Origin of the sequence: Chromobacterium vaccinii, from assembly GCF_000971335.1 — a bacterium.
GTDB lineage: Bacteria > Pseudomonadota > Gammaproteobacteria > Burkholderiales > Chromobacteriaceae > Chromobacterium > Chromobacterium vaccinii.
In genome coordinates, this window is sequence record NZ_JZJL01000009.1 from 74975 (window position 1) to 101047 (window position 26073).

Below are 26073 nucleotides of genomic sequence, written 5' to 3' on the forward strand. Positions count from 1 at the left end.
ATTTTCATAAATACGCGGCAAATCCCGTTCCTGCCATTGAAATCTCGAAATTCCGCTAGAGTCTGTACACATTCTATTTTGTTACAAAAAGAACAGCCATTTGTCATTGATTGGATTTAAATGCCCGAAAATCATATTGCAAACGAAATGAAAACGATGATTTTTTAAAAAAACTGCAACAAACGTTCTCAGTCATGGCAGAATTATACATTCCGATACAATTTTGATACCAAGCACGCACTTTAAACAATAACCATGACCCAGCATGCGCACACAGGATCGGCAGTCTTCGCGGAGCAGGCCCGAGCGCTCCAGACTCAGGCGGACAGACTGTCGGACGACTTCAACCATGCGGTGGAGCTGATTCACGCCACGCAAGGCAAACTGATCGTCTGCGGCATGGGCAAATCCGGCATCATCGGCCGCAAGATCGCCGCCACTTTCGCGTCCACCGGCACCTCCAGCTTCTTCGTCCACCCCGGCGAGGCCTTCCATGGCGACCTGGGCATGATCAGCCCGCAGGACAGCGTGCTGCTGCTGTCCAACAGCGGCGAGACCGAGGAAGTGCTGCGCCTGCTGCCTTACCTGAAACACATCGGCGCGCCGGTATTGGCCATCACCGGCGGAAGCGATTCGACGCTGGCCCGCGAGGCGGACTGCGTCTTGCTGGTCCCGATCGAGCGCGAAGCCTGCCCCCATAATCTTGCTCCCACCACGTCGACTACCCTGACGCTGGTGATGGGCGACGCGCTGGCCGTGGCCTTGATGGAACTGCGCCAGTTCCAGCCCACCGACTTCGCCCGCTTCCACCCCGGCGGCTCTCTGGGCAGAAAATTGCTGACCCGCGTCCGCGACGTGATGACGCCGACAGTCCCCAGCAATCATCCCGGCGACGATTTCAAGCAAGTGGTCAACCACATGACCAAGGGCTGCCTGGGCCTGACCGTAGTGCTGGACGACGATGGTAGCCTGCTGGGGATCATCACCGACGGCGACCTGCGCCGCGGCATGGAGCGCAGCGACGCGCCCGGCACGCTGAGCGCCCGCCAGCTGATGACGCCCACGCCATTGACCATTCCCTGCGATGCGATGTTCGCGGATGCTGAAGAGCTGATGCTGAAACGCAAGATCACCTCCTTGATCGCGGTGGACCCGCAGAACCGCCCGGCCGGCATCGTCAAGTATTTCGACCTGTGACGGCGCGCAATGGCTGGAGCGTGATGCGCAACTCCGTGCATGCGCTGTTCCTGAGAGAACTCAAGACCCGCTTCGGCGAATACCGGCTGGGCTATCTGTGGGCGCTGCTGGAGCCCGTCCTGCAGATGATGGTGATGCTGGCGATCATGGGTTTCCTGTTGCATCGCGTGATGCCGGACATTTCGTTCCCGGTCTTTTTCGTATGCGGCATCGTCCCCTACTCTCTGTTTTCCAACATCGCCACCCGTTCGCTCAACGCCATCGAGGCCAACCGTGGGCTGTTCAGCTATCGCCCGGTTCATCCAGTGGATGCCGTATTGGCGCGCTCATTGCTGGAGTGCCTGATCCAAGGCGGTTGCTTCGCGGCGTTGCTGGCGGGGCTGTGGCTGCTGGGCGAGCCGATGCGCATCGACAATCTCCCCATGCTGCTTTCGATCTGGCTGGCCCTGGCGCTGCTATCGCAAGGGCTGGGGTTCGCCTTCATGGTGCTGGGACATGCCTTCAAGGCCGCGGACAAGATTTTGCCGCTACTGCTCCGCCCACTGTATTTCGCCAGCGGCGTGATGTTTTCACTGCATGTGTTTCCGCCCGAGTTTCGCTATCTGGTGGACTGGAATCCTTTGCTGCACGCCTTCGAGCTGATGCGCCATGCCGTTTCGCCCAGCTATCCGCTGTACGACATCAGCCTGAGCTATTTATGGCTGTGCGCGCTGGTTTCCCTATTCATTGGACTACTGCTTTACAAGGCCCGCGAACCGGCCATCCTGCGCTCATGATCCAGATCCGCAATCTCAGCAAGTCCTATCGCACTCCGGCAGGACGGCACTACGTATTCAAAAACCTGACGGTGGACATCCCATCCGGCGTCAGCGTGGGCCTCATCGGCCGCAACGGCGCCGGCAAATCCACGCTGCTGCGCATCTTGGGCGGCATGGACCGGCCAGACTGCGGTTCGGTGCATACCGACCGCACAGTCTCCTGGCCGGTAGGTTTGTCCAGCGGCTTCCAAGGCAGCATGACCGGCCGCGAAAACGTCAAGTTCGTCGCCAGGCTCTACGCCGACAAGCATGAGCTGCCGGAAAAGGTGGCTTTTGTCGAAACCTTTGCGGAACTGGGCAAGCATTTCGACATGCCGATCAAGACCTATTCCTCAGGAATGAAGTCCCGGCTGGGATTTGGCTTGTCCATGGCGTTCGACTTCGACTACTACCTGATCGATGAAGTCACTGCGGTAGGCGATGCCAGCTTTAAAGCCAAAAGCGCCCGCCTGATGGAGGGAAAGCGCCGGCAAAGCCAGTTTTTGATGGTGTCGCACAGCATGGCCGAGATTCAGCGCCTCTGCGACGCCGCCCTGCTGCTGGGCCGGGAAGGCGTGCGCTACTACAACCAGATCGACGAGGCCATCGAGGCCTATAAGAAAGAAGAAGATGTTCAAGTGGTTTGAAAATCCAGGATCCCAGGCCGATGGCGCATCCATCCTCCCCTCATCCTTGTGGCTGCAAGGCTGGCTGCGACGCGCCAGCCGCGACAAGTTGGCGCTGCTGCTGATCGCCCTTCCGCTGTTGTTGACCGGCCTCTACTTCGCCACCATCGCGCATGATCGCTATGTCAGCGAGTCGCGCGTCATCGTCAAGCGCGGATCGGACGATCGGGGAGGCAGCCTTGACCTGGGCTTCCTGCTGGGCGGCAACGCCTCCACCCTGCGCGAAGACGCCATGCTGCTGCAGCAATACATCCACTCACCGGACATGCTGGCGCGGCTGGACAAGACGCTGAACCTGAAGCAGGCCTTCGCCGAGCCCGCCGGCTGGGACTGGTTTTATCGCCTGCCGGCCAACGCTACCCGCGAGGAGTTCCTGAATTACTATCGCGGACGCGTCGACGTGCAGTTCGATGAGAAAACCGCGTTGCTGGTCATCCGCAGCCAGGGATTCACATCGCGGTTTTCTCAACAGCTCAACCAGGCCATCCTGGCCGAAAGCGAGCGCTTCATCAATGAGCTGTCGCACAAGATCAGCCGCGAAGACATGGCCTTCGCCCAAAAGGAAGTGGACTACGCCTACCGCGAACTCAGCCGGGCTCGCGAACAGTTATTGAGCTATCAGAACCGCCACGGCCTGATCGACCCGCACGCCCAGGCGCAGGCCACCGGACAACTGGTGGCGGAATTAGAGGGCAAACAGGCACAACTGGAAGCGGAGCTGCGCAATCTGCAAAGCTATCTGCAAAGCGACTCGCCGCAAGTCATCGCCGCCCGCAACGCGCTGGATGCGTTGACAACCCAGGTCGCCCGCGAGAAGTCCAAACTGGTCTCGCCCGATGACGACAAGCTGAACCGCAAGACCGCGCAGTTCCAGGAAATACGCGCTTATGCGGAGTTCCGCACCGACCTGTACAAGCTGGCGCTCACCGCGCTGGAAAAATCCAAAGTCGCTTCCGCGCACAAACTCAAAAGCCTGGCCGTGATCAGCGCCCCCCAACTGCCGGAAGAAGCGGAATACCCCCGCAGGCTCTACGTGCTGGGCTCGCTGCTGCTGCTTTGCGGCTTGCTGTACGGCACCGTGCGCCTGACGCTGTCCATCATTGAAGATCACAAAATTTAAAACAATGCGCCTGACACCCCTCATCCTGTTGTTTGCCTCCAGCTCGGTCTTCGCCCTGCCAGGCACGCCCATGGGCAGCCCGGCCGCGCCCGATGCCGCCACCGTAGCCGCGATCAAAAGCGCGTCGACCACGCCCCAGCCCGCCGCGCCGCAGGCGGCCGCGGAACCGCAAGTCCCGGTGCAAGCGCCCAGCCGCATGTTCGGCTCGCAGCTGTTCGGCGGCGCCTTCCGTCACAGCGCCGGCATCGGCTTCAACCCCGACTATCAGATCAGCATCGGCGACCGCATCTCCTTGCGCCTGTGGGGCGCCTTCATGTACGAGGGCCAGCTGGCCGTCGATCCGCAAGGCAATATCTTCGTCCCCAATATCGGTCCCGTCACCGTGTCCGGCGTGCGCAACGGCGAACTCAACACGGTCCTCTCCAATCATGTGCGCCGCGTATACAAGGCCAATGTCCATGCCTACGCCTCGCTGGACATCGCCCAACCGGTGAAAGTCTTCGTCACCGGCTTCGTCAAGCAACCCGGCCTGTATGGCGGGATCGCGGCCGACAGCGTGCTGAGCTACCTGGACAAAGCCGGCGGCGTGGACGCCGAGCGCGGCAGCTATGTCGACATCTCGATCCGCCGCGGCGACGCCCTTCGTAAGCATCTGAACCTTTATGACTTCCTGCTGAATGGCAAACTGGATCTGGTGCAATTTTCCGATGGCGACGTAATCATCGTCGGCCCGCGCCAGCACACCTTCGCCGTCAACGGCGAGGTGTACAACGCCAACGACTTCGAATTCGGCAAGAACCAGATCAGCGTCCATGACGCGCTGGCCATGGCGCGCCCCAAGCCCGGCGCCACCCATATCAGCATCACTCGACGGCAAGGCAGCGCAAAAACCAGCGAATACTACCCTCTCGCCGGCGCCGGCAGCGTCACGCTGAATGACGGCGATCAGCTGACCGTGACTGCCGATCGCTATGCCGGAACGATCCAGGTCCGCGTGGAAGGGGCGCATTCCGGCGAGCACGCCATCGTGCTGCCCTATGGCGCGACGATGGCTGACATATTGGCCAAAGTCCGCTCCAACAGCATGTCGCAAACCGACTCTATCCAGTTGTTCCGCAAGTCGGTGGCCGAACGCCAGAAAGCCATGCTGGCCCTGTCCCTGCAAAAACTCCAAGAAACCGCCTTTTCCGCCCGCTCCTCCACCAAGGAGGAGTCCGAGCTGCGCACCCGCGAAGCCGAGCTGATTGAGCGCTTCGTCGCCAAGGCCGGCAAAGTCGAGCCCAAGGGCCAGGTCGTGCTGAACGAAAAAACCCTGCAAACCACCCTGCTGGAAGACGGCGACGTGATCCGGATACCGGAAAAAACCAGCGTGGTCATGGTCCATGGCGATGTGCTGTTCCCCAATGCCGTCAGCTGGCAGTCGAGTCTGAACGTGGGCGACTACGTGGAACAAGTGGGCGGTTACAGCCAGAGCGCCGACAAATCCCGCCTGGTTCTCATGAAACAGAACGGCGAGGCGCTGCCCGTCAGCGAACGCGCCAAAGTCGCAGCCGGCGACGAAGTGATGGTGATACCCAAGATAGACAGCAAAAACATCGAGGTCACCCGTGGGATTACTCAAATTCTTTATCAAATTGCAGTAGCGGCCAAAGTTATTCTTGATCTATAAATGAAAGAAAATCACATGTCCATAATGACTGTCATTATTCCTATTCGCATTTCCCCTGAGCGTATTGATGCCATAGAGCGCCTTGATTACATGTCACTTGATCAAGAATGCCCTACATCAATTGAATTCATGATCGTTGATGATGGCTCTCCTAAATATTTATCCGAAAAATTAATTGAGAAGTGCCGCTGCATTGGCGCAACATATCTAAGAATTGAATCAGAAACATCTCTTTTCTCCATAGGCCGCGCTCGAAATTTTGGAGCACAAAATGCAAATGGGAAATATATCTTATTTCAAGATGTAGACTTAATGCCATACAATGGATTTTACAATGACGCAATAAATGAATGCTCTATTCAAAAACTAGATAAATTTGCCGACAATTTTATTATGTTTGGTGTTATATATCTCACTCAAGATGCAACGTCAGAATTTATTGAAACGCCGCACTTAACAAGAAAATCAAAATTTATTCAATATCTTATTGAGGACAATAAAGATAAAATAGAAAAATTCTCCACAGGAACATCGGTCACTATTTGGAGAAAAGACCACTATTTATGCACAGGTGGAAATGACCCCGAGTTTGAGGCATGGGGTTTTGAGGACCTTGAATATACTTGTCGAGCATTTCGCCGAAATAGAAAGTTCCCGCTGCCAAGTGATGCGCAATTAGATTATAGTAATTTTTCTTCAATACAAGAATACAAAGGTTGGAAAAGCATTTACCGTTTATTTGGCGACATTACCTTCAAAAAAGGGATGGTAATGTTCCATGCATGGCATCCTATTGAGCACAACAGTAATTATATTCAAGGGAAGTCTGAAAACAAAAAGAAATTTGAAAAGAAAATCGCCGACTTCGCAAAAACAGGAAAAGAACCTGAAGCTTTAAAAATGATTTCCAGCGGCAAATCTATAATATTCAGAAATAATCCGTGGGTATACAACAAATGGACCTCGCCATTTTTTGGAGAACTAATTTTACTGGATGAGTGTGATTTTGATGGGATTGATATAATTAAATATATAGAAAACAATCAAATTGACAGAGTAATCTTTCACAACCCTTACTCCTCGGAAAAGATGCACAGCATCTACAATGTCATTAGGGGAAATTTAATTCCGTATTACGTTTGTGAGAGAGGAGCATTGCCAGACTCAGTTTTTATTGATAGCAATGGCTTTAATTATGACAGCTCAAGTTATCATCCCCAAAATTGGGATCTCCCCCTAACAGAGCAACAAAGAAAAGATTGTTTAAAATATATAATTAACGAAAAAAACTCTCAAAAATATTTAGAATTACAACCTGAAAAAATTACACCTTACAGCTTGAAAAACACTCTGCACTTAAACCCTCTTGATAAAATATTATTTATTCCACTGCAAAGACCAACCGATACTGTCATCCAACATTTTTGCGGGCCCATTGGCTCCTATGAAAACTTCATTTCACTCATAGAAGAATTAGTGGAAGCATTACCATCCTCTTGGAAAGTTGTAATTAAAAAACATCCACTAGAGAATAGCGCCCCAGATATACCTGGGGCTTATTATGCAAATAATTTTAACATTACCAGTTTGATAGAGGCATCAAATGCTATTCTATTAATCAATTCTGGCGTAGGGGTAACTGGCCTTATCCATGAAAAGCCAGTGTTTGTCGCAGGGAATGCTTTTTATAACCACTCAGGTCTTTGCAAAAGTGTCACAACAGCCACCGAGCTAATTAATAGCATAGACAATTTTAAACCATGCCAAGAGAAAGTGATTAGATTTATAAAATATCTCTCGCAAGATTTTTATTCATTTGCCAATTTCAAAACTCGGCTTGTTGATTGGACAGATGGAAGCAAAATGACTGCAACCACTGCGATTGACTATTACATTCTAAGAGTCCCAAATTTTGAAGAAATGGTTTTAGAAAGGTCTACCGCACCTAAAATTCAAACATCATCTATACTATTTGACCGATATAGAAACCAAGGCGGTATTATTAGAACGGGGGCGCCAAAAAAAACTCCCTCCACTAGCAATCTTCCACAAGAACACAAGCAAAATCAAAACAAATCCAGTATCGAACAAAAAAACATAACCCGTAAGAGAAAATTTAAAAAATTAGTCGAAACGCCTGGAAAATTTTTCAGGGACTCGCGACACGGAATCTTTAAAATACTAGGGAAGGTAATTAAATAATGGATCAGAATATTACCATATCGGGAGAGGGAAATTGCATTACATTTCAAGAAACAAAAAATAACCAGCTAATAGGCGGCGAGATAAAAATAAAAGGGAACAATAACAAAATTACAGTTATGAAAGGCTCGTTGCTTAATAATTTCTCCATACTAATTGAGAGCAATAACAATGAAATACTAATAGGGGAGAATTGTCGCTTGAGCGGGAAGTTAATAATGAAGCTTACCGATGGGAACAGGTTTACTATAGGGAATAAAACTACTATTGGCGGAGCCAACTTTATATGCGGCGAGGGCAAATCAATATCTATCGGCGAAGACTGCATGATAGCTTGGGGCATCGAGTTCCGAACAACAGACTCCCATGCAATAATTAACATAGAGAATAACGAGAGAATTAACTTTGGGGAGGATATAGTTGTACATAATCATGTCTGGATCGGCGCCCATACAACAATATTAAAAGGTGCCAGTATAAACGAAAATACGATCATAGGAATCAGATCTGTTGTTCCATCTGGGGAATATAAGGGCAATTGTATTTATGCTGGAGTACCTGCAAAATTAATCAAAACCAATACAACCTGGGACAGAAAGCTTTTAGGATAATGTAAAGATGCTTCTGACCCAACAGATATTACACAATGGGCAACCTATATTAGCACAAACCGATTAATAAAAATTTCAATGGAACAACACAATCAAAAACTATCTTTTCACCGCTGGCCACCACCAGAAAACCTCTTGTCAGAGCGGCCCGCTTGTGAAAATTAACGAGTAACACAATGCCATCTCTCCCGGAAAAATACCAGTAAGGCCTCTATACGCAACAAAATGGTGGGCAAACATTAGCATTCAGGCTTGTCAAAACCAAGATGTGCCGCCTCAAATCATTTAGCGAAAAAATAGCGCCACACTTTTACTATTAAAATAACAGAGTTACCCATACACAACTATTTTAATTTCTTTCAGCAATGTAACTCTGCACATGATAATGTGTCGCACAAACCATTGGAAAATTATTCCATTTTGGCATTGACTACTAATTATAAATCGCTATGATTTACCAGCTCTCATTCAGAATGGTAGCAATTCCAACCTCATCACTCTTAAATAGAATGGTAGTTCTTCATGAGAAAACCTAACCAGCCTTACAAGATATTTTCCTGGCAGGAATGTATCTCAATATTGGACAGGCTGATAAAGTGATCGCCATTTTGTCCTCAGGTATTGCTCGCATCCCGTACCTAGCAGCCCTTCTCGGCTCGCCAGTACGGCGCATTCATAACCACTTGGCATTTAATATAACCACGCTAACCGCAGTAGCCGGTTGGGGCTTACGGCCATCATCCCTACGTGCGCGAATATTCTCCCGTACGCACTCGCTACCCTATTGGTCGCTGGAAGACGGTTTTCTCCGTTCCTTGGGATTAGCCGTGTATGGCACATCACCATTATCCATCGTCCAGGACGACATCGGCATCTATTACGATGCCAACCATCCTTCTCGACTGGAAAAAATGCTGAACACCGACTCATTATCGGATGAGTCAATACGGAATGCCGCCAATGGCTTAGCCTGGATCAAGCGATACCGCTTGTCCAAATACAACCATGCACCGGCTGCAGAGTTGCCGCTACGTACAGGACGAACGCGCGTACTGGTACTGGATCAGACTGAAGGCGATATATCAGTTCAGTTAGGTGGCGCGGATGCTCAGGCCTTTCAAACAATGCTTGCAGCCGCCTGCAATGAGCATCCTGATGCTGAAATATGGGTGAAAACCCATCCCGATGTAGTAGCGCGCAAGAAGCGAGGCTATTTGCCTCAGGCTCCAGAGGGTATACGGCTACTGTCAGAAGACATCTGCCCGCAATCGCTGTTGTCCCAAGTCGACATCGTCTATACCGCCACCTCCCACATGGGTTTCGAAGCCTTGATCGCAGGCTGCAAAGTAGTGTGCTTTGGCATGCCCTGGTATGCCGGCTGGGGATTGACCGACGACCGCCATCCCGACATGCCCAAGCTGAGCGAGCGGCGCCAGCGGCGCTGCACGCTGGAAGAGCTGTTCCACGCAGCCTATCTGCAATACGCCCGTTACATTCATCCGGAGACCGGCGAGCCAGGCACCTTCTTTGACGTTGCAGAATGGATTCGACAGAACCGGGAACTACGGGAACAGACCAGCGGGACGCTCTGGTGCGTGGGCATGAGCTTGTGGAAGCGGGCAGCTGTCTGGCCCTTTCTCAAGACGCCGGACAACCGCCTGCGTTTCATTTCCAGACTAGACAAGCTGCCCGCCGCCTTGCCGCCGGACAGCAAACTGGTGGTTTGGGGCATGCGGCCGGATATCGCCGAATGGGCGGCGCAGCGCGGCCTGCCCTTGCTCAGAATGGAGGATGGCTTTCTGCGCTCGGTCGGTCTCGGCTCCAACTTGATGCCTCCGATGTCGCTGGTGGTGGACCGCGGCGGCCTGTACTACTCACCGCATTCCGGCTCAGACCTTGAGCGCTTGCTCAACACGCTGCAGCTTGATGATTGGCAAACCGCGCGCGCAGCGCGGCTCAGGCAGCAGTTGGTCGAGTTGAAGCTCAGCAAGTACAACGTGGGAGGCGGTTTCCAGCTTCCCGCGGAAGCCGCGGGCAAAACCGTAGTGCTGGTGCCGGGACAGGTGGAAGACGACGCCTCGATCCGCGAAGCCTCGCTGGAGATACGCTGCAACCTTGAGCTACTGCGTGAGGCCCGGCAACTTCGCCCGGATGCCTGGCTGATCTACAAACCGCATCCTGACGTCGTATCCGGCAACCGCCAAGGCGCGGTCCCTGCCAGCGAGCTAGCCCGACTGGCCGATCAGGTCGCCACGGGAGCAGACATTGCCGACTGCCTGGCGGCGGCAGATGAGATCCATACCATGACCTCTCAAGCAGGATTCGAAGCCTTGCTTCAGGGCAAAAGAGTTCACTGCCACGGCAGTCCGTTCTATGCAGGATGGGGCCTGACCGTTGACCGGCTGCCGCTCCCGCACCGCCAGCGCCGGCTGACTTTGGACCAGTTGGTCTACGGCGCGTTGATCGCCTACCCCCGCTATACGATTCCCGGTCACGATGGCTTCGCCCGCGTGGAAGTGGTTGTGGAATATTTGCGTCGGCAAAAAGCCCGCGACCATGCAAACTATGTCTCAACCCGCTGGCTGGCCCGTCAATGGCGCAAAGCGCGCGGCTTGCTGCGCACCCTTCGCTGACCATAAAACATCAAAAGAACCATGCTTGCCGCCCAACCTTTGCTCAGACACCGCCGGCTGCTGCTGCTGCAGGGGCCGATGGGGCCCTTCTTCAATGCCCTGTCCGATTGGCTACGCGACAATGGCGTCGCCGTCCACAAGATCAATTTCAACGGCGGCGACAGGCTCTATCATCGCCGCCTGCCTAGCACCGACTACGATGGCCGACTGGAAGACTTCGCGGCCTGGCTGACCTTGTTTCTACGAGACAAGCAAATCGACGGCGTGGTCTGCTTTGGCGACTGCCGCCGCTATCATCGCATCGCCGCCGAGCTTTGCCGAGACCGGAAACTGGCTTTCTATGCCTTTGAGGAAGGTTATCTGCGTCCAGACTATGTCACCCTTGAGTCCGGTGGCGTCAACGCTTATTCGAAATTGGCAGACGATCCGGCCGCTATTCTGAAGCATGAGTCCAGCGACTCCCCGGCACCCCGGCCAACTCAGCCATCATTCCGCAGGATGGCGTACACCGCCATCAGTTATTACGCTGCTGGCTGGCTATGGAGACGGCGATATCCTCATTACCAGCACCACAAGGATTTCTCCCCGTTCCGCGAATGCGCGCTATGGCTGCGTTCCGGCTGGCGCAAGCAGTGTTATCGGCTAAGCGAGCGCGCCATCACCCGGCGCGTGCTGTCCGGCCCGGGCCAAGGCTATTACCTGACGGCATTGCAGGTCTTCAACGACAGCCAGATTCTGAATCACAGCCACTATGAAGACGTGACGGATTTCATCGACGACGTCATTTCATCCTTCGCGCGCCACGCCCCCTCGGATCGGCATCTGGTGCTGAAACACCACCCTATGGACCGCGGCCACCGCAATTACCGTCATTTGATCGAAGGCTTAGCGCAGAAAGCCGGCATCGCCGACAGGGTACATTACCTGCACGACGCGCATCTGCCTTCCTTGTTGAAGCAGAGCCTGGGCGTGGTCACCGTCAACAGTACCGTCGGCTTGTCCGCTCTGCACCACGGCAAGCCTCTGGCGGTCATGGGGCGCGCGCTGTATGACATGGAGGGGCTGACTTTCCAACATGGGCTGGATCGTTTCTGGCGAGAGTGTCAACCGCCGCAACGAGAGTTGTATGGCAAGCTGCGCTCCTATCTGATCAGACACACCCAGCTCAACGGCGCTTTTTTCGGCGAATCGCACTGGCTGCCTCGCCAAACACGCCCGCGTTCTTTCACATCTGCCTTTGCGCCCCTATTGCTCTCTCTGACAACGGTTTTCCTTATTGAGCTGGACGAGGCTGCAGAAATCACTGCTCTGTGGGAATGGCTAGGCCGTCTGTGGCCAACCTAAAAACAGCGGGTAAAACACGATGCGTTGCCAAAACTTGAGCCAAAACCTCTCTGCAGGCAATAAGTCAAATTCGTCTTATGATTTAAAAATATATGTAAAAATAAAATTACATGCCAATTATTTACACAAATTGTGAATTTGATTACTGTCAGATGCCATAACCCACAATAATGGAGTGTCTAGATGTCCGTTCGTTCCGCGTTGTTCGCCGCTCTGTTGCTCCCCGCTCTTCCGGCATTGGCCGACGTATCGCTGCTGGTCCCTTTCGCCTCCAAACATTACGGCTGCAATAGCCACAAGCACAATTGCGATTTCGAGCAGTTCAATCCCGGACTGGGCGCGGAGTGGTCGCCTCAGGAATATCCATGGGGCCGGCCCATTGTTCGCGGCGCCGTTTATCGCGACTCCGCTAAAAAAACCGCGTACTACGCTGCCGCCGGGTGGCGCAAGGATTTCAACGTGGCAGGTGACTTCAAGATGGGGCTGGGCATCTACGGCGGCTATCTAAACGGTTCCGACCACAATGGCTTCGCTGCCCTGCCCTTTGTATCGGTAGGCTACAAGAAATTGTCGTTCGAAGTCGGGTACGGCGACTCCAAGCTAGGCCACCACAAGCACAAGGAAAATGTGGACCATGTGCTGACATTCAACGCCCGCTACGATTTCTAAGCTATATCAGCATAAAAAATGGTCCGGCATTGCCGGACCATTTTCATTTATGGAAAACCCGCCGGGTTCCGGCTCTGCCAGCGCCAGCTATCGCGGCACATTTCTTCCAGGCCCTTTTCAGCTCGCCAGCCCAGCAGGCGCTCGGCGGCGGCCGGGTTGGCCCAGCACTCTGCGATGTCGCCCGGGCGGCGCGCGACGATCTCGTGCGGCACGGCCACTTCATTGACGCGCTCGAAGGTCTTCACCATGTCGAGCACTGAATACCCCTTGCCCGTGCCCAGGTTCGCCGTCAACAAACCGGGTTGCCCGTGCAATGCCTGCACGGCCTTCACATGGCCGACGGCGAGGTCCACCACATGGATGTAGTCGCGTACGCCGGTGCCGTCATGGGTAGGATAATCATTGCCGAATACCTTCAGGCAAGCTTGCTTGCCGCTGGCGACCTGGGTGATGAAAGGCATCAGATTATTCGGGATGCCGTTCGGGTCTTCTCCGATATCGCCGCTCTCGTGCGCGCCGATCGGATTGAAATAACGCAGCAACGCGATCCGCCATTCCGGTTCCGCCTTGGCGAAATCGCGCAGCATGTCCTCGACGATCAGCTTGCTGCGGCCGTAAGGATTGGTCGCCGACAGCGGAAAATCCTCGGTGATCGGCGTGCTGGCTGGATTGCCGTAAACGGTGGCGGAGGAGCTGAACACCAGCCGGTTCACGCCATGGCGCTTCATAGCGCGCAGCAGCGCCAGCGTGCCGCTGACATTGTTCTCGTAATACTCCAGCGGTTTGGCCACCGATTCGCCTACGGCCTTCAAACCCGCGAAATGGATCACCGCGTCGATGGGATGGCGGAACGCTTCATTCAGCGCCGCCTCGTCGCGGATATCGCCCTGGATGAAAGTCAGCGGCTTGCCGGCTAACGCCTGCACTCGCCTCAGCGCTTCTTCCTTGCTGTTGCAAAGATTGTCCAACACCACCAGCTCATGGCCGGCCTCCAATAATTTAACGCAAGTATGGCTGCCGATATAACCGGCGCCGCCAGTCACCAAGATCATCGTTTCTTCCTATTTTTTGAGCGCGCCACCATTGTAGGGAAAGATAAAGAGCCCTGTCCAAAGCAAAACAGCGTCCGGATGGACGCTGTTTCATTGCCGAGCGGAGCGATCAGTGCTTGCGCCCGATCGCCCGCGCGCCGATGTCGCGGCGGTACTGCTTGCCGGCAAACTCGATGGCATCGGCCAATTGGTAGGCCCTGCCCTGCGCCATCTTGACGCTGTCGCCCAGCCCCACCGCGCACAGCACGCGGCCGCCGCTGGCGCGCAGCTGATGCTGCTCGTCGAACGCGGTGCCGGCATGGAACACGATGCCGTCCTCGCTCTCGGCGGGGATGCCGTGGATAGCGTCGCCCTTGCGCGGCGCGTCAGGATAGCCGGCGGCGGCCAGCACCACCCCCAAGGCGACGCGGCGGTCCCACTCGGCTTCCACCTTGTCCAGCCTGCCGTTGACACCGGCGTCCAGCAACACGGTGAAGTCGGTTTTCAGGCGCGCCATGATGGGCTGGGTTTCCGGGTCGCCGAAGCGGCAGTTGAACTCGATCACCCTGGGGTGGCCCTCGTCGTCTATCATCAGCCCGGCGTACAGGAAGCCGGTATACGGATGGCCGTCCTTCTTCATGCCCTGCACCACCGGCTGGATGATTTCGCGCATCACGCGGTTGTGCACCTCGGGCGTCACCACCGGCGCCGGGCTGTAAGCGCCCATGCCGCCGGTGTTCGGCCCCTGGTCGTGGTCCAGCAGCCGCTTGTGGTCCTGGCTGGTAGCCATCGGCAGCACATGCTCGCCGTCCACCATCACGATGAAGCTGGCTTCCTCGCCCACCAGGAAATCCTCGATCACCACGCGGCTGCCGGCATCGCCCATCTTGTTGCCCAGCAGCATGTCGTCGATGGCCGCGTGCGCCTCGTCCAGCGTCATCGCCACCACCACGCCCTTGCCGGCGGCCAGGCCGTCGGCCTTGATCACGATGGGCGCGCCCTTGCCGTCGACGTAGCCATGCGCGGCCGCGGCGTCGGTGAAGGTCTGGTAGCCGGCGGTGGGAATGCCGTGGCTCTGCATGAAGGCCTTGGCGAAGTCCTTCGAACTTTCCAGCTGCGCGCAGTACTGCGTCGGGCCGAACACTTTCAGGCCCTCGTTGCGGAAGGCGTCCACCACGCCGGCGGCCAGCGGCGCCTCGGGGCCGACCACGGTCAGGTCGATCTTCTCTTCCTTGGCGAAAGCCAGCCACTCGGCCACGCCGTTGGCCGGGATATTGGTCAGATTCGCGTCCTGCGCGGTGCCGGCGTTGCCCGGCGCGACAAAGACCTTGGACACGCGCTTGGACTTGCCAATGCGCCAGGCCAGCGCGTGCTCGCGGCCGCCGGAGCCGATCACGAGAACTTTCATCGGGTTTCCATTCTATTGTGTGGGGCGGCGGCCCTAAGCCGCCGCCTGTTGGCGCCTACCTGAATAGCATAGCGCCAAGTCGGTTTCATTACCGCCGTTTCCGTCGGGACGCGGCGGCTTGCCGGCTGTTGTCAGTGGCGGAAATGGCGCACGCCAGTCAGCACCAGCGCGATGCCGTGCTCGTCGGCGGCGGCGAACACTTCTTCGTCGCGCATCGAGCCGCCCGGCTGGATGATGGCCTTGATGCCCTGCTCGGCGATGACGTCGATGCCATCGCGGAACGGGAAGAAGGCGTCGGACGCCGCCACCGCGCCGGCCAGGCTCAAACCGGCGTCCTGCGCCTTGCGCGCGGCGATGCGGGTGGAGTCGACGCGACTCATCTGGCCGGCGCCGATGCCGGCGGTCTGGCCATCCTTGCAGAACACGATGGCGTTGGACTTGACGTACTTGGCCACGCGCCAGGCGAACAGCAGGTCCGACATTTCCTTCGGCGTCGGCTGGCGCTTGCTGACCACACGCAGCTCGTCCAGGCCGACGTTGCGGATGTCTGGCGTCTGCACCAGCACGCCGCCGCCGACGCGCTTCAGCTCGAAACGGTTGGCGCCGACCTGCAGCGGAATCTCCAGCACGCGCACGTTCTTCTTGGCGGCGATGATGGCCTTGGCTTCCTCGGTGAAGGACGGCGCGATCAGCACTTCCAGGAACTGGCCGGTCACGGCCTCCACCGTCGCCGCGTCCACCGGGCGGTTGAAGGCGATGATGCCGCCGAAGGCGCTGGTGGTGTCGGTGGCGAAGGCCAGCTTGTAAGCGGCCAGCGTGTCCGGGCCGACCGCCACGCCGCAGGGATTGGCGTGCTTGACGATGACGCAGGCGGTATCGTCGAAGGTCTTCACCGCCTCCCAGGCGGCGTCGGCGTCGGCGATATTGTTGTACGACAGTTCCTTGCCCTGCAGCTGCTGATAGTGGGCGATGCTGCCTGCAGCTGGGTCCAGATCGCGGTAGAAGGCGGCGGCCTGGTGCGGGTTTTCGCCGTAGCGCATGTCCTGCACCTTGATGAACTGGGCGTTCAGGCGGTTCGGGAAGGCGACGCGCTCGGGCTTGCCCGCCACCACGCCGTCGGCCAGGCTGGTCAGGTAGTTGGAAATCGCGCCGTCATAGGCGGCGGTGTGGGTGAAGGCCTTCTTGGCCAGCTCGAAACGGGTGGCCTTGGCCAGTTTGCCGCCGTTGGCCTTAAGCTCGCCCACCAGCGCCGGGTAGTCGGCGCTGTCGGTGACGATGGCGACGTGGGCCCAGTTCTTGGCCGCAGAGCGCACCATGGTCGGGCCGCCGATGTCGATGTTCTCGATCGCGTCCTCCAGCGAACAGTCCGGATTGGCGATGGTGGCCTCGAACGGATAGAGATTGACGCAGACCAGGTCGATATTGCCGATGCCGTACTCGGCCATGGTCGCCACATGCTCGGGCAGGTCGCGCCGGCCCAGGATGCCGCCGTGCACCTTGGGATGCAGCGTCTTGACGCGGCCGTCCAGCATTTCCGGGAAGCCGGTGTAATCGGACACTTCGGTCACCGGCAGGCCGGCTTCCAGCAGCAGCTTGGCGGTGCCGCCGGTGGACAGGATGTGCACGCCCAGGGCGGACAGCTCCCTGGCGAATTCCAGCACGCCGCTCTTGTCGGACACGCTGATCAGCGCTCGTTCGATCTTGGTCATGTTTCTCTATCGCTTTGGCTATGGATGAACACAATAAAAACCCGGCCCAGGCCGCCGACGACGCGCATCGGCGAGATTTCAACTTTAGCAATCGGCAGCCTGTCCATCGAATCCCCGCCTCCCGCCGCGCGGGAGGGGCAAAAAAAACCGGCCACCCTGTTACGGTGTGGCCGGTTATCTTCAAATCAAATCATACGACTTCATCTTCTTGCGCAGCGTGTTGCGGTTCAATCCCAGCAACTCCGCCGCTCGCGTCTGGTTGCCCTGGGTGTGTATCAGCACCACCTCCAGCAGCGGCTTCTCGACACAGGCGAGCACCATGTCGTAGATCGCCGACGGCGCCTCGCCGTCCAGGTCGCGAAAGTATTGCTCCATCGCCAGCCGCACCGACTGCGATATGTGATCGTTGTTTTGCATCTTGTTATTGGTATCCAGAAGTCGGGTCCCCACCAGGCCGCGGCGTCAAGCGCCGCATGCCTTTCCCTCCGCCACGGCGCCGCCGTCGCGGTCCAACTTGTCCTCATCCTCGACTACATAGCTTAGACGATCGCCGGCGTCGCCCAGCCTGGAGAAATACTCACCCACCGCCAGCCGCTGCTCGTCGGTGCTCTCCAGCTTGTACATCTGCTGGCGGAAGGCGTTGCCGCCGGCCAGGCCCTTGGTGTACCAGGCGATGTGCTTGCGGGCGATGCGGCAGCCCGAGTACTCGCCGTAAAAACCATAAAGCTCGTCCAGGTGCTCCAGCATCAGCGCGCGGATCTCGTCCACGGTCGGCGGCGGCAGCGTTTCCCCGGTGTCCAGATAATGCTGGATCTCGCGGAAGATCCACGGCCGCCCCTGCGCCGCGCGGCCTATCATGATCGCGTCGGCGCCGGTGTAGTCCAGCACCCGGCGGGCCTTCTCCGGCGAATCGATGTCGCCGTTGGCCACCACCGGGATGGACACCGCCTGCTTCACCGCGCGTATCGTGTCGTACTCGGCGTCGCCGCGGTACATGTCCTCGCGGGTGCGGCCATGCAGTGCCAGCGCGGCGATGCCGGCGTCCTCAGCCATCTTCGCCACCGCCAGCGCCGTCTTCACCTCCCGGCTCCAGCCGGTGCGGGTCTTCAGCGTCACCGGCACGTCCACCGCCTTCACCACCGCCTCCAGGATGCGGCCGACGTTGTCCAGATCGCGCAGCAGCGCCGAACCGGCCGCCACATTGCACACCTTCTTCGCCGGACATCCCATATTGATGTCGATGATCTGCGCGCCGTGCTCCACGTTGAGCCGGGCCGCGTCGGCCAGCATCTGCGGCTCGCCGCCGGCGATCTGCACCACGATGGGCTCGACCTCGCCTTCATGGTTGGCGCGGCGCAGCGTCTTGGGCGTGGTCCACAAGGCCTTGTTGGCGGTGATCATCTCGGAAACGGCCATCCCCGCCCCCAGCCGTTTGCACAGCATGCGGAAAGGCCTGTCCGTCACCCCGGCCATCGGCGCCACGATCAGCCGGTTTTTCAGTTGGTACGGTCCTATCTGCATGACAAATAAATTACGGGTAATGGCTGGGAAGGGTCGGTATTGTATAGCGATTTTCGCCGGGCGGGAAAAGTTTTTGCTTATTTTTTAAGCAGATTCGATAGCCGCGAGTAATCGCGGCCGGAAGGAATAAGGAATGGGGTGGGAGTCGGCCGATAAGCCGGGTTCTGTCGTTGGACAATCATTCCTCTAGGCCTGCCGTTGCCGACAGGCTCAAGCAACCTACCCGGGGACAACGCGAGCCACGTTAGCGCCCCCCTATTTGGTCTTGCTCCGGATGGGGTTTAGCCTGCCGTCCGTGTCGCCACGTCCGCGGTGCGCTCTTACCGCAAGCGGGTTTCCCCGCCCGTCCGGGCCGGCTTGCGCCTCCCGGTACACCTTTTCACCCTTGCCTGATCCGCCCTTGCGGGTTTTTCCGGGGCAAGCCCCGAAAAAAGACTTTGTCGACCTTGCGGTCGACAAGTCCGGCCATCGGCGGTTCAGCTCTCTGTTCCACTTTCCGTCGCCTCGCGGCGCCCGGTCGTTAACCGGCATCCTGCTCTATGGAGCCCGGACTTTCCTCCCCGTCCTTGCGAACGCGGCGATTGCCTGGCCAACTCCCGAGCGCGATTTTAACGGAAATTGGATATCGCCGCCTGACAATTTTTCATGACATTCAGGATAATCCCGTATACTGACCATCCCTTTTCGAAGTCCAGAGATCGTGATGGAATGGAATCCCGCCCGGCTGTCGCGCCTGCAGCTGTCCGGCACCCTGGCCATCGTGTTCGCGCTGGCGCTGACCCTGGCCAGCTATTTCCTGATGATGAGCTGGCGCGATTTCCAATCCGGGCGGCAAAACATCGAACAGGAAGCGACCGCGCGCGCGCGCGACGGCCTGCAAGCCTACGCCGACCACGCCGCGCTGCTGCTGTCGGCGCTGCGGGAGCGCACCAATGACACCATGCGCCACCAACTGCGCGAGCAGGTGGACCAGGCCTGGAGCCTGGCCGACGCCATCTGGCGCCGCGAGCATGCCCGCCAGAGCCCCCGGCAGGTGCAGCAGCTGATCGTAGAGGCGCTGCGGCCGCTGCGCTACTTCGACGGCCGCGGCTATTTCTTCATCGACACCCTGAACGGCCGCTGCGTGCTGCTGCCCACCGCGCCCGAGCGCGAAGGCCAATCGCTGCTGGACAACCGCGACGACCGCGGCCGCCGCATCATGCGGGGCCTGCTGGACTCGGTGGACAACGCCGCCGGCCGCGGCTTCTCCGCCTACCGCTGGTATCTGCCCGGCGCCGGCCGCATGGACGACAAGATCACCTACGCCCGCCGCTTTCCACGCTACAACTGGCTGATCGGCAGCGGCGAATACATCAGCAATGTCGAAGCCGCGTTGCAGCAACAAGGCCTGGACACCTTGGCGCGGATGCGCGCCGGCCAGGCCGGCGGCGAGCTGATGATCGTGGACGGCGGCGGCATCATCCGCCTGTACCCGACCCGGCCGGCCTTGGTCGGCAAACCCTACCTCAAGCTGCCCGCCGCCGAGCGCGCCCGCGTCGAACAGCTGGTGCAGCTGGGCAAGCACGGCGGCTTCGTCGAATACAGCCAGCAGGACGACGCCGGCCTGGCCTCCGACAGCTATCTCGCCTACAGCCGCCAGTTGCCGGGCTGGGACTGGACCCTGGTCACCAGCGTCAAGGTGCAGACGATACGGGACGACAGCCTGCGCGCCGCCCAGCGGCTGAAGGGCCGGCTGGCCGAACGCATCCTCGCCACGCTGGGCATGACCCTGGTGGCGATGCTGTTCGCCGGCCTGCTGTGCTGGTACTTCGTGCGCTGGGTCGGCGCGCTGGTGCGGCGCTACCAGCAGGATCTGGCGCAGAGCCATTTGTCGCTGAAGGAGCAGGCGCGGGAGCTGAAGCTCAGCCATTTCATGATCGACAACGCCACCGAGCTGGTGGCGCTGCGCAACAGCCGCGGCGAAGTGGTGTACTCCAACCAGGCGCTGCGGCAAGCGCCGCAACTGGCGGACGCGCTGTTCCGCCATCCCGGCGGCGGCTACCCGCTCACCTTCGAAACGATGGAGGGCGCCGGCGAGTCCGAGCGCTGCCTGGAAGTCACGATCAACCAGCTCAACTACCAGGGCGACGCCTACCTGTGCGCCACCGCGCGCGACATCAGCGGCCGCCGCCAGGCCGAACGCCAGCTCAGGCTGGCCGCCCAGGTATTCGAATCCAGCAACGAGGCCATCCTGATCTCCGATCCGGACAACCGCATCCTCACCGCCAACCGCGCCTTCGGCCACATCACCGGCTACGGCGAAGCCGAGGTCCGCGGCCTCAAAGCCTCAATGCTGTTCTCCGACCGCCACGAGCCGGCCTTCTTCCAGCAAATGTGGCAGACGCTGCAGCAGCGCGGCCAGTGGTCGGGCGAGATCTGGAACCGGCGCAAGAGCGGCGAGCACTTCCCCTGCTGGGTCAACATCAGCGTGCTTCTGGACGCGCAGGGCGAGATCAGCCACTTCGTCGCGCTGTTCACCGACATCTCCGAGCGCAAGGAGCAGGAAGCGCGGGTCCAGCACATGGCCGAATACGACGCGCTGACCGACCTGCCCAACCGCGTGCTGGTCAACGACCGCCTGCACCAGGCGATACGCCAGGCCGAGCTGCAGCACAACCAGCTGGCGGTGCTGTTCGTCGACCTCGATCACTTCAAGAACATCAACGACACCCTGGGCCACTGCGCCGGCGACGAGCTGCTGAAAGAGGTGGCGCGGCGGCTGGCCGGCGCGGTGCGCGGCCTGGACACCGTCGGCCGCACCGGCGGCGACGAATTCGTGCTGATCCTGCCGTCCATCAACCAGCCCGGCGAGGCGGCCCAGATCGCCGAGCGCATCCTGCGCACCATCCAGCAGCCATTCCAGATCGGCGAGCATTCGCTGGTGGTCGGCTGCAGCATAGGCATCAGCCTGATGCCGGACGACGGCAGCGACATCCAGACCCTGCTGATGAACGCCGACCTGGCGATGTACCACGCCAAGGCGCACGGCCGGAACACTTTCCGCTTCTACACCCGCGAGATGAACACCCAGGTGGCCGAGCGGCTGCTGATGGAAAACCGGCTGCGGCGGGCGATGGAGCAGGAACAGCTGTACCTGGTCTACCAGCCGCAATACGACATGGCCGGACAAAGGCTGCTGGGCTGCGAGGCGCTGCTGCGCTGGCGCGATCCTGACGAGGGCCTGATCATGCCCGGCCGCTTCATCCCGGTGGCCGAGGACACCGGCCTGATCGTGCCGCTGGGCCGCTGGGTGCTGGACCAGGCCTGCCGCCAGGCCAGCCTGTGGCTGCATGCCGGACTGGCGCCGATGCGGGTGGCGGTCAACGTCTCCGCCCACCAGCTGATGCGGCACGACTTCATCGACGACGTGCGCGAGGCGCTGCAACGGCACGCGCTGCCCGGCCATTGCCTGGAACTCGAAGTCACAGAGAGCACGCTGATGGCCGATGCCGACCTGGCATCGCGCCAGTTGGCGGTGATCAAGGCAATGGGGGTGCGGCTGGCGATAGACGACTTCGGCACCGGCTACTCCAGCCTCGCCTACCTGAAGCGCTTCGCGCCGGACGTGGTGAAGATAGACCGCTCCTTCATCAGCGACCTGCCCGGCGACGAGGAAAACGCCGCCATCGTCAGCGCCATCGTCAACCTGGCCCGCGCGCTGAGCATGGAAACGCTGGCCGAAGGCGTGGAAAACGAAAACCAGCAGCGCTTCCTGCAGACGCTGGGTTGCGAAGCGATGCAAGGCTATCTGCTGGGCAGCCCGCTGGCCGAGGAAATGATGACGCGCCGGCTGGAACAGCAACAACCGCGCCCGATGCAGCCGGCGTAAGCGCGGCGGTTCAACGCGGCGACGCCAGCCAGCCGCCGACAGCCAACACCAGCAACACCAGCGCCGCGGCCGCGCCGACATCCAGCAAGCGCGCCAAGCCCAGGCCGCCAACCAGCGTCAGGTGCGCGGCTGCCAGCATGCTGCGGGCGGCGAAGGCGGGGCGGTAGGCGCGGAACAGCGTCAGGCTCAGCATCCCCGCCGCGGCCATCGCCCAGGCCAGCGGCGCGCTGTCGCTCAAGGCCAGTCCCAGCGCCACGCCGCAAGGCACGCCGATCAGGGCGGCGCTGACGCGTTGCCAGCTCTTGCTCCGCACCGCGGCCCAGCCGCCGACGCAGACGCTGGCGGCCGACCACACCAACCACTGGCCGTACGGCAAACGGCTGGCCGCCGCCCACCAGGCCAGCACCCCGACGCAAACAAAAGCCAGCCCGAATGCGGGCGACTCGCCCGGCTTGCGCTCGGCCCCGCCTACGCGGCCGGCCAACAAATGCAGCGTCCAGGCGGCCAGCGCGCCGCCGGCCAGCCAAGGCAGCTCGGCCGACGCGGACGCGCCCCGTTCGGCCATCTCATAGCCCAGATACAAGGCCGGGATGAAAGTGAAATTGGCGACCGAGCGCCAGGCGGCGCGGCGGCGGCCCAGCCGGCACCCCAGCTCCGCGGCCAGCCCGCAAGCCAGCGCGAACCACGCGGGCCAGCGCCACAGCCAGGCCAGGAGCAAGGCGCCGCCCAGCGCGGACAGCGCCTGGAGCAAACTAGACGACGCATCCAGCCGGCCGCGCTCCATCGCGATCAGGCAGCACACTGCCAACATGCCGCCGCTCAGCCAGCGCGGGTCGCCGTCGATCAGCGCCATGCCCAGCGCCGGCAGCAGCAGGGCGACAGACCGCGGCGCCAGGTAGCCGTCGCAGTGCCGGGCCAGCGCGGCGATCACAAGGCCTCCAGCTGCTCCTGCGTGACGATGCCGGCGATCGCCGCCAGCTGCCGCATCGACATCTGGTGCTCTTCCTCGCTGGCCGCCGCGCAGGCGGGCTCCAACACCAGCACGCGGTAGTCGCGGTCGTGCGCGTCGCGCGCGGCGGCCTGCACCGCCCAGGTGCTGCTGACGCCGGCCACCACCAAGCGCTCGATGCGCTGCGCGCGCAATACCGCTTCCAGGCCGGTGGCGTAGAAGGGGCTGACCCGGTGCTTGGCGACCACCGCGTCCTCCGGACGCACGTCCAGCTCCGGATGGAAGGCGGTGCCTTCGCCCTGCAGGTTCAGCGCCTGCAACTCGGCCGCGCGGCTGAAAATGGCCGAGCCCTGCGGCATCTCGACATAGGACGGCGAGAAGCCCACCTTGACGTGGATCACCAGCCAGTCCCGCGCGCGCGCCAGCGCGATCGCGCGGTTGGCCTCGGCGATCACGCCGCGCTCGGCGGCATGGCCGGCGCAGCGCGCCACCCGGCCCTGCGGATGCATGATGTCGATGATGTAATCCAGCGTCAGCAATGCGGTTTTCATGCTTGCTCCTTGATCGATGTGGGTTCGGACGCGGCCAGCCGCTCCAGTAGCTCGCCTGCCCGCAGCAGGATGCCGCGCTCCTCGGCGCTCAGGCCCTGCAGCGCTTGCTGCAGCCAGCCGTCCCGCAATTGGCGGTTGCGCCGCAGCGCGGCCTCGCCGGCTTCGGACAGCCCGACTCGCACCCGGCGGCCGTCGTCCGGATCCTGGGTGCGGCGGATCAGGCCAGAAGCGTCCAGCTCGCGCAGCGCGCTGGCCAGGTTGGACGAGCGCAGGTTCTCCCGGCGCGCCAGCTCGGTTGGCGTGATGTCGCCGCCGGCGCGGTCTATCGCGCCCAGCACCGCCAGCAGCCCGAAAGGCAGGACATCCAGGCTGCCCTGGCGGCGCAGCCTGCGCACCATGGACATCAGTTGCCGGCGCAGCCGAGTGGCTTCGATGGTCGGCAAGAAATCGGTTTCGATCATTTATCTATTATTACATAGCTATTAATATATAGCAATATGCCAGATTTAACCCCTTGCCTAACACACAACGATTCAACTCTGCCAACAATCGTCAGCGGCGCCACGTCGCAGCATGCTGACTCGCCTTGCTCACCGCCCGCTCCACATCCTTGACATCCAACACCTGATGGGCCAAACCCAAAGCCAGCAAGTCCACCAGATAATCCCGTCCGAAAATGGGAGCACCTTCCCAATCCGATCCCGCAGCCCCCAACATCACCGGAGCCGTGACGAGAACCCGCCGGCCTTGTATCGTATCCACCGCGTAATCGTCGTCTTCAATCCTCTGCGCTAACGCTTCTAATGCCATTCCCTCTCCCCCGCTCACATAAAAAGCCGATAGGCGACGCGGGTCTCGCGCAATGCCGAGTCCGCGCCAGCCCATCCGGCTCCGGCCAGATCAAGCTCATTTCCACAGCACATCATCAAAAACGGATACACCCAAACACTTCAACCGATAGAAACTTCTCATCAAAACAATAATTTCCGACCGGAACTCAGTCTCGCTCCAAAATTAGATTCATGCCTTCAACATTTCAAAACATACCACTTATTCAAATTTCATTGTAAAAAATATGCATTTTACGCAGCCTTAGAAACTATAAAATGCGCTTTACGCAATGCTATTTAAATTGGCATATTTGTCAATCATGTTGTTTGCTGTTAGCATTTTCTCCTTTTCGCCCATAGAGAAGCCCGCCGTGACAGACGACTTCAAACCGCTCTTCCTGGCCCGGCTTACTCAATTACTGGACGCGAGAGGCATGGCCGAACGCGAACGCACTACCTGGCTGCGCGACCTGCTCGAGATCGACCTTTCCAGCGCCAACCGCAAGCTGAAAGGCGGAATCGCCTTCAATATCGAAGAAGTGGCCAAGGTTGCGAAAGCCGTCAACTGCTCGACGGATTATCTGCTAGGCCTGAAGGAAGGCAGCGCTCGCGACGCGCTTCCAGGCTTGGCCTTCCAGGGCCTCGGCATTCAAGCCACGCTGCTCTGCGATCGGCTGCTCGAACAGGAAACCATGGTCGTCTCCGCCAAAAAACGGAATGCAATTAATGGAGACGATGCGACAATCGCTTGGATTTCACGCCAGAGCAGTGCGCAAAACGCACAATTCATTGGATGGAAAGATGGTGAACACGGCGGCTGGTGGCTGGGCAATCTCGAGGAAGCGCCGGAGCATGCGGCATTGCACCGCGTCTATGCGTCATTGGTACTGGACGCGTCGATCAGCGCCTACCGGGTGGCGGTGCTGGACGACCGCGCCGAAGCCGCTGAAGTGATGCAAGGCTTTCTGGAGCAAGCCGGCTACGCGGCGGATACCTATACCCGCGTCGCTGACTTGAGCCAAGCGCTGCAACGTATCCGTTACGACGCCTTCGTACTCGATTGGTCCATGGGCAGGGGCGAAACCACTGAGGGGCTGATGGAAGAAATCCGGCAGCGGCATGTTGCCGGCACGCCCATCATGCTGATCACCGGCGAAGCCAGCGAGCTTGAGATCGAACGCGCGATAGACCAGCATGGCGTCCGCTACTTCCAGAAAACCGGCCTGTTCAAGCCCATCATCGCGCAATTGAAAAAGGACCTGCGGGAACAGGGCTGAG

The 26073-nt window shown here is 59.0% G+C and carries 21 protein-coding genes and 1 other RNA gene; 12 read left to right on the forward strand and 10 right to left on the reverse strand.

Features of this window, described 5'->3' with window-relative positions; all coding sequences use genetic code 11:
- The first annotated feature begins 255 nt into the window (after nucleotides 1-255).
- The 10 genes from VL52_RS06615 to VL52_RS06650 all read left to right on the forward strand — a co-directional run bounded on the left by VL52_RS06615 (nucleotide 256) and on the right by VL52_RS06650 (nucleotide 12928).
- A complete protein-coding gene (locus VL52_RS06615; protein WP_046156296.1) occupies nucleotides 256-1197 on the forward strand; it encodes a KpsF/GutQ family sugar-phosphate isomerase in 942 nt (313 codons plus the stop codon).
- A 23-nt stretch (nucleotides 1198-1220) separates the two neighbouring features.
- On the forward strand, nucleotides 1221-1973 hold the full coding sequence (locus VL52_RS06620; RefSeq protein ID WP_046156326.1) for an ABC transporter permease: 753 nt from the start codon (nucleotides 1221-1223) through the stop codon (nucleotides 1971-1973).
- Nucleotides 1970-2641: an ABC transporter ATP-binding protein gene (locus VL52_RS06625; protein ID WP_046156297.1), complete on the forward strand. Its 672-nt coding sequence runs from the start codon at nucleotides 1970-1972 to the stop codon at nucleotides 2639-2641. The genes VL52_RS06620 and VL52_RS06625 overlap by 4 nt, the downstream gene beginning before the upstream one ends.
- On the forward strand, nucleotides 2625-3800 hold the full coding sequence (locus VL52_RS06630; RefSeq protein WP_200895964.1) for a KpsE/RkpR family capsule polysaccharide export protein: 1176 nt from the start codon (nucleotides 2625-2627) through the stop codon (nucleotides 3798-3800). Before VL52_RS06625 ends, VL52_RS06630 begins: the two co-directional genes overlap by 17 nt.
- Nucleotides 3801-3804: 4 nt before the next feature.
- A complete protein-coding gene (locus tag VL52_RS06635; protein ID WP_082113659.1) occupies nucleotides 3805-5469 on the forward strand; it encodes a polysaccharide biosynthesis/export family protein in 1665 nt (554 codons plus the stop codon).
- Nucleotides 5470-5484: 15 nt separating this feature from the next.
- Complete coding sequence (locus tag VL52_RS23805; protein WP_160298919.1) at nucleotides 5485-7671, forward strand: capsular polysaccharide export protein, LipB/KpsS family; 2187 nt, start codon at nucleotides 5485-5487, stop codon at nucleotides 7669-7671.
- Complete coding sequence (locus VL52_RS24425) at nucleotides 7671-8282, forward strand: acyltransferase (RefSeq protein WP_144410176.1); 612 nt, start codon at nucleotides 7671-7673, stop codon at nucleotides 8280-8282. The genes VL52_RS23805 and VL52_RS24425 overlap by 1 nt, the downstream gene beginning before the upstream one ends.
- 566 nt (nucleotides 8283-8848) lie before the next feature.
- Nucleotides 8849-10915, forward strand: coding sequence for a capsule polysaccharide biogenesis protein (locus VL52_RS06640; protein ID WP_082113661.1), 2067 nt, complete (start codon nucleotides 8849-8851; stop codon nucleotides 10913-10915).
- A gap of 21 nt (nucleotides 10916-10936) precedes the next feature.
- Nucleotides 10937-12259, forward strand: coding sequence for a capsule polysaccharide biogenesis protein (locus tag VL52_RS06645; protein ID WP_052729184.1), 1323 nt, complete (start codon nucleotides 10937-10939; stop codon nucleotides 12257-12259).
- A gap of 183 nt (nucleotides 12260-12442) precedes the next feature.
- The gene (locus tag VL52_RS06650; protein ID WP_046156299.1) at nucleotides 12443-12928 is read left to right on the forward strand and encodes a hypothetical protein; all 486 of its coding nucleotides are present in this window, start codon (nucleotides 12443-12445) and stop codon (nucleotides 12926-12928) included.
- Between the two features lie 47 nt (nucleotides 12929-12975).
- On the opposite strand, the gene galE is transcribed toward VL52_RS06650, so the two are convergent.
- From galE to rnpB, 6 genes are all read right to left on the reverse strand, one after another.
- Nucleotides 12976-13980 (reverse strand): UDP-glucose 4-epimerase GalE, encoded by a 1005-nt coding sequence (galE, locus tag VL52_RS06655; RefSeq protein WP_046156300.1) that lies wholly within the window; start codon nucleotides 13978-13980, stop codon nucleotides 12976-12978.
- A 109-nt stretch (nucleotides 13981-14089) separates the two neighbouring features.
- Nucleotides 14090-15367 carry a phosphoribosylamine--glycine ligase gene (purD, locus tag VL52_RS06660; protein ID WP_046156301.1) on the reverse strand — a complete coding sequence of 426 codons (1278 nt, stop codon included), beginning with the start codon at nucleotides 15365-15367 and terminating at the stop codon, nucleotides 14090-14092.
- Nucleotides 15368-15498: 131 nt separating this feature from the next.
- Complete coding sequence (gene purH / locus VL52_RS06665; RefSeq protein WP_046156302.1) at nucleotides 15499-17076, reverse strand: bifunctional phosphoribosylaminoimidazolecarboxamide formyltransferase/IMP cyclohydrolase; 1578 nt, start codon at nucleotides 17074-17076, stop codon at nucleotides 15499-15501.
- A gap of 180 nt (nucleotides 17077-17256) precedes the next feature.
- Nucleotides 17257-17493 carry a helix-turn-helix domain-containing protein gene (locus VL52_RS06670; protein WP_011134100.1) on the reverse strand — a complete coding sequence of 79 codons (237 nt, stop codon included), beginning with the start codon at nucleotides 17491-17493 and terminating at the stop codon, nucleotides 17257-17259.
- Between the two features lie 45 nt (nucleotides 17494-17538).
- Entirely contained in the window at nucleotides 17539-18597 is a 1059-nt protein-coding gene (gene dusB, locus VL52_RS06675; RefSeq protein ID WP_046156303.1) for a tRNA dihydrouridine synthase DusB, read from the reverse strand.
- 137 nt (nucleotides 18598-18734) lie between these two features.
- Nucleotides 18735-19194, reverse strand: an RNA gene (rnpB, locus tag VL52_RS23160) — RNase P RNA component class A.
- Between the two features lie 106 nt (nucleotides 19195-19300).
- On the opposite strand from rnpB, the gene VL52_RS06680 reads away from it, so the two are divergent.
- On the forward strand, nucleotides 19301-22465 hold the full coding sequence (locus tag VL52_RS06680; protein WP_046156304.1) for an EAL domain-containing protein: 3165 nt from the start codon (nucleotides 19301-19303) through the stop codon (nucleotides 22463-22465).
- Between the two features lie 10 nt (nucleotides 22466-22475).
- On the opposite strand, the gene VL52_RS06685 is transcribed toward VL52_RS06680, so the two are convergent.
- The 4 genes from VL52_RS06685 to VL52_RS06700 form a co-directional block, all read right to left on the reverse strand.
- Entirely contained in the window at nucleotides 22476-23396 is a 921-nt protein-coding gene (locus VL52_RS06685; RefSeq protein WP_046156305.1) for an FUSC family protein, read from the reverse strand.
- Entirely contained in the window at nucleotides 23393-23965 is a 573-nt protein-coding gene (locus VL52_RS06690; RefSeq protein WP_046156306.1) for a cysteine hydrolase family protein, read from the reverse strand. The genes VL52_RS06685 and VL52_RS06690 overlap by 4 nt, the downstream gene beginning before the upstream one ends.
- Entirely contained in the window at nucleotides 23962-24426 is a 465-nt protein-coding gene (locus VL52_RS06695) for a MarR family winged helix-turn-helix transcriptional regulator (protein ID WP_046156307.1), read from the reverse strand. Before VL52_RS06695 ends, VL52_RS06690 begins: the two co-directional genes overlap by 4 nt.
- A 91-nt stretch (nucleotides 24427-24517) precedes the next feature.
- The gene (locus tag VL52_RS06700) at nucleotides 24518-24775 is read right to left on the reverse strand and encodes a hypothetical protein (protein WP_046156308.1); all 258 of its coding nucleotides are present in this window, start codon (nucleotides 24773-24775) and stop codon (nucleotides 24518-24520) included.
- A gap of 391 nt (nucleotides 24776-25166) precedes the next feature.
- Between VL52_RS06700 and VL52_RS06705 the strand changes: the two genes are divergently transcribed.
- Nucleotides 25167-26072 carry a helix-turn-helix domain-containing protein gene (locus tag VL52_RS06705; RefSeq protein ID WP_160298920.1) on the forward strand — a complete coding sequence of 302 codons (906 nt, stop codon included), beginning with the start codon at nucleotides 25167-25169 and terminating at the stop codon, nucleotides 26070-26072.
- Nucleotide 26073: the final 1 nt, after the last annotated feature.

What these genes read in the sequence shown, in the direction of transcription:
- VL52_RS06615 (WP_046156296.1), top strand. Translation starts at nt 256, where the DNA reads ATGACCCAGCATGCGCACACAGGATCGGCAGTCTTCGCGGAGCAGGCC.
- VL52_RS06620 (WP_046156326.1), top strand. Translation starts at nt 1,221, where the DNA reads ATGCGCAACTCCGTGCATGCGCTGTTCCTGAGAGAACTCAAGACCCGC.
- VL52_RS06625 (WP_046156297.1), top strand. Translation starts at nt 1,970, where the DNA reads ATGATCCAGATCCGCAATCTCAGCAAGTCCTATCGCACTCCGGCAGGA.
- VL52_RS06630 (WP_200895964.1), top strand. Translation starts at nt 2,625, where the DNA reads ATGTTCAAGTGGTTTGAAAATCCAGGATCCCAGGCCGATGGCGCATCC.
- VL52_RS06635 (WP_082113659.1), top strand. Translation starts at nt 3,805, where the DNA reads ATGCGCCTGACACCCCTCATCCTGTTGTTTGCCTCCAGCTCGGTCTTC.
- VL52_RS23805 (WP_160298919.1), top strand. Translation starts at nt 5,485, where the DNA reads ATGTCCATAATGACTGTCATTATTCCTATTCGCATTTCCCCTGAGCGT.
- VL52_RS24425 (WP_144410176.1), top strand. Translation starts at nt 7,671, where the DNA reads ATGGATCAGAATATTACCATATCGGGAGAGGGAAATTGCATTACATTT.
- VL52_RS06640 (WP_082113661.1), top strand. Translation starts at nt 8,849, where the DNA reads ATGTATCTCAATATTGGACAGGCTGATAAAGTGATCGCCATTTTGTCC.
- VL52_RS06645 (WP_052729184.1), top strand. Translation starts at nt 10,937, where the DNA reads ATGCTTGCCGCCCAACCTTTGCTCAGACACCGCCGGCTGCTGCTGCTG.
- VL52_RS06650 (WP_046156299.1), top strand. Translation starts at nt 12,443, where the DNA reads ATGTCCGTTCGTTCCGCGTTGTTCGCCGCTCTGTTGCTCCCCGCTCTT.
- galE (WP_046156300.1), bottom strand. Translation starts at nt 13,980, where the DNA reads ATGATCTTGGTGACTGGCGGCGCCGGTTATATCGGCAGCCATACTTGC.
- purD (WP_046156301.1), bottom strand. Translation starts at nt 15,367, where the DNA reads ATGAAAGTTCTCGTGATCGGCTCCGGCGGCCGCGAGCACGCGCTGGCC.
- purH (WP_046156302.1), bottom strand. Translation starts at nt 17,076, where the DNA reads ATGACCAAGATCGAACGAGCGCTGATCAGCGTGTCCGACAAGAGCGGC.
- VL52_RS06670 (WP_011134100.1), bottom strand. Translation starts at nt 17,493, where the DNA reads ATGCAAAACAACGATCACATATCGCAGTCGGTGCGGCTGGCGATGGAG.
- dusB (WP_046156303.1), bottom strand. Translation starts at nt 18,597, where the DNA reads ATGCAGATAGGACCGTACCAACTGAAAAACCGGCTGATCGTGGCGCCG.
- VL52_RS06680 (WP_046156304.1), top strand. Translation starts at nt 19,301, where the DNA reads ATGGAATGGAATCCCGCCCGGCTGTCGCGCCTGCAGCTGTCCGGCACC.
- VL52_RS06690 (WP_046156306.1), bottom strand. Translation starts at nt 23,965, where the DNA reads ATGAAAACCGCATTGCTGACGCTGGATTACATCATCGACATCATGCAT.
- VL52_RS06695 (WP_046156307.1), bottom strand. Translation starts at nt 24,426, where the DNA reads ATGATCGAAACCGATTTCTTGCCGACCATCGAAGCCACTCGGCTGCGC.
- VL52_RS06700 (WP_046156308.1), bottom strand. Translation starts at nt 24,775, where the DNA reads ATGGCATTAGAAGCGTTAGCGCAGAGGATTGAAGACGACGATTACGCG.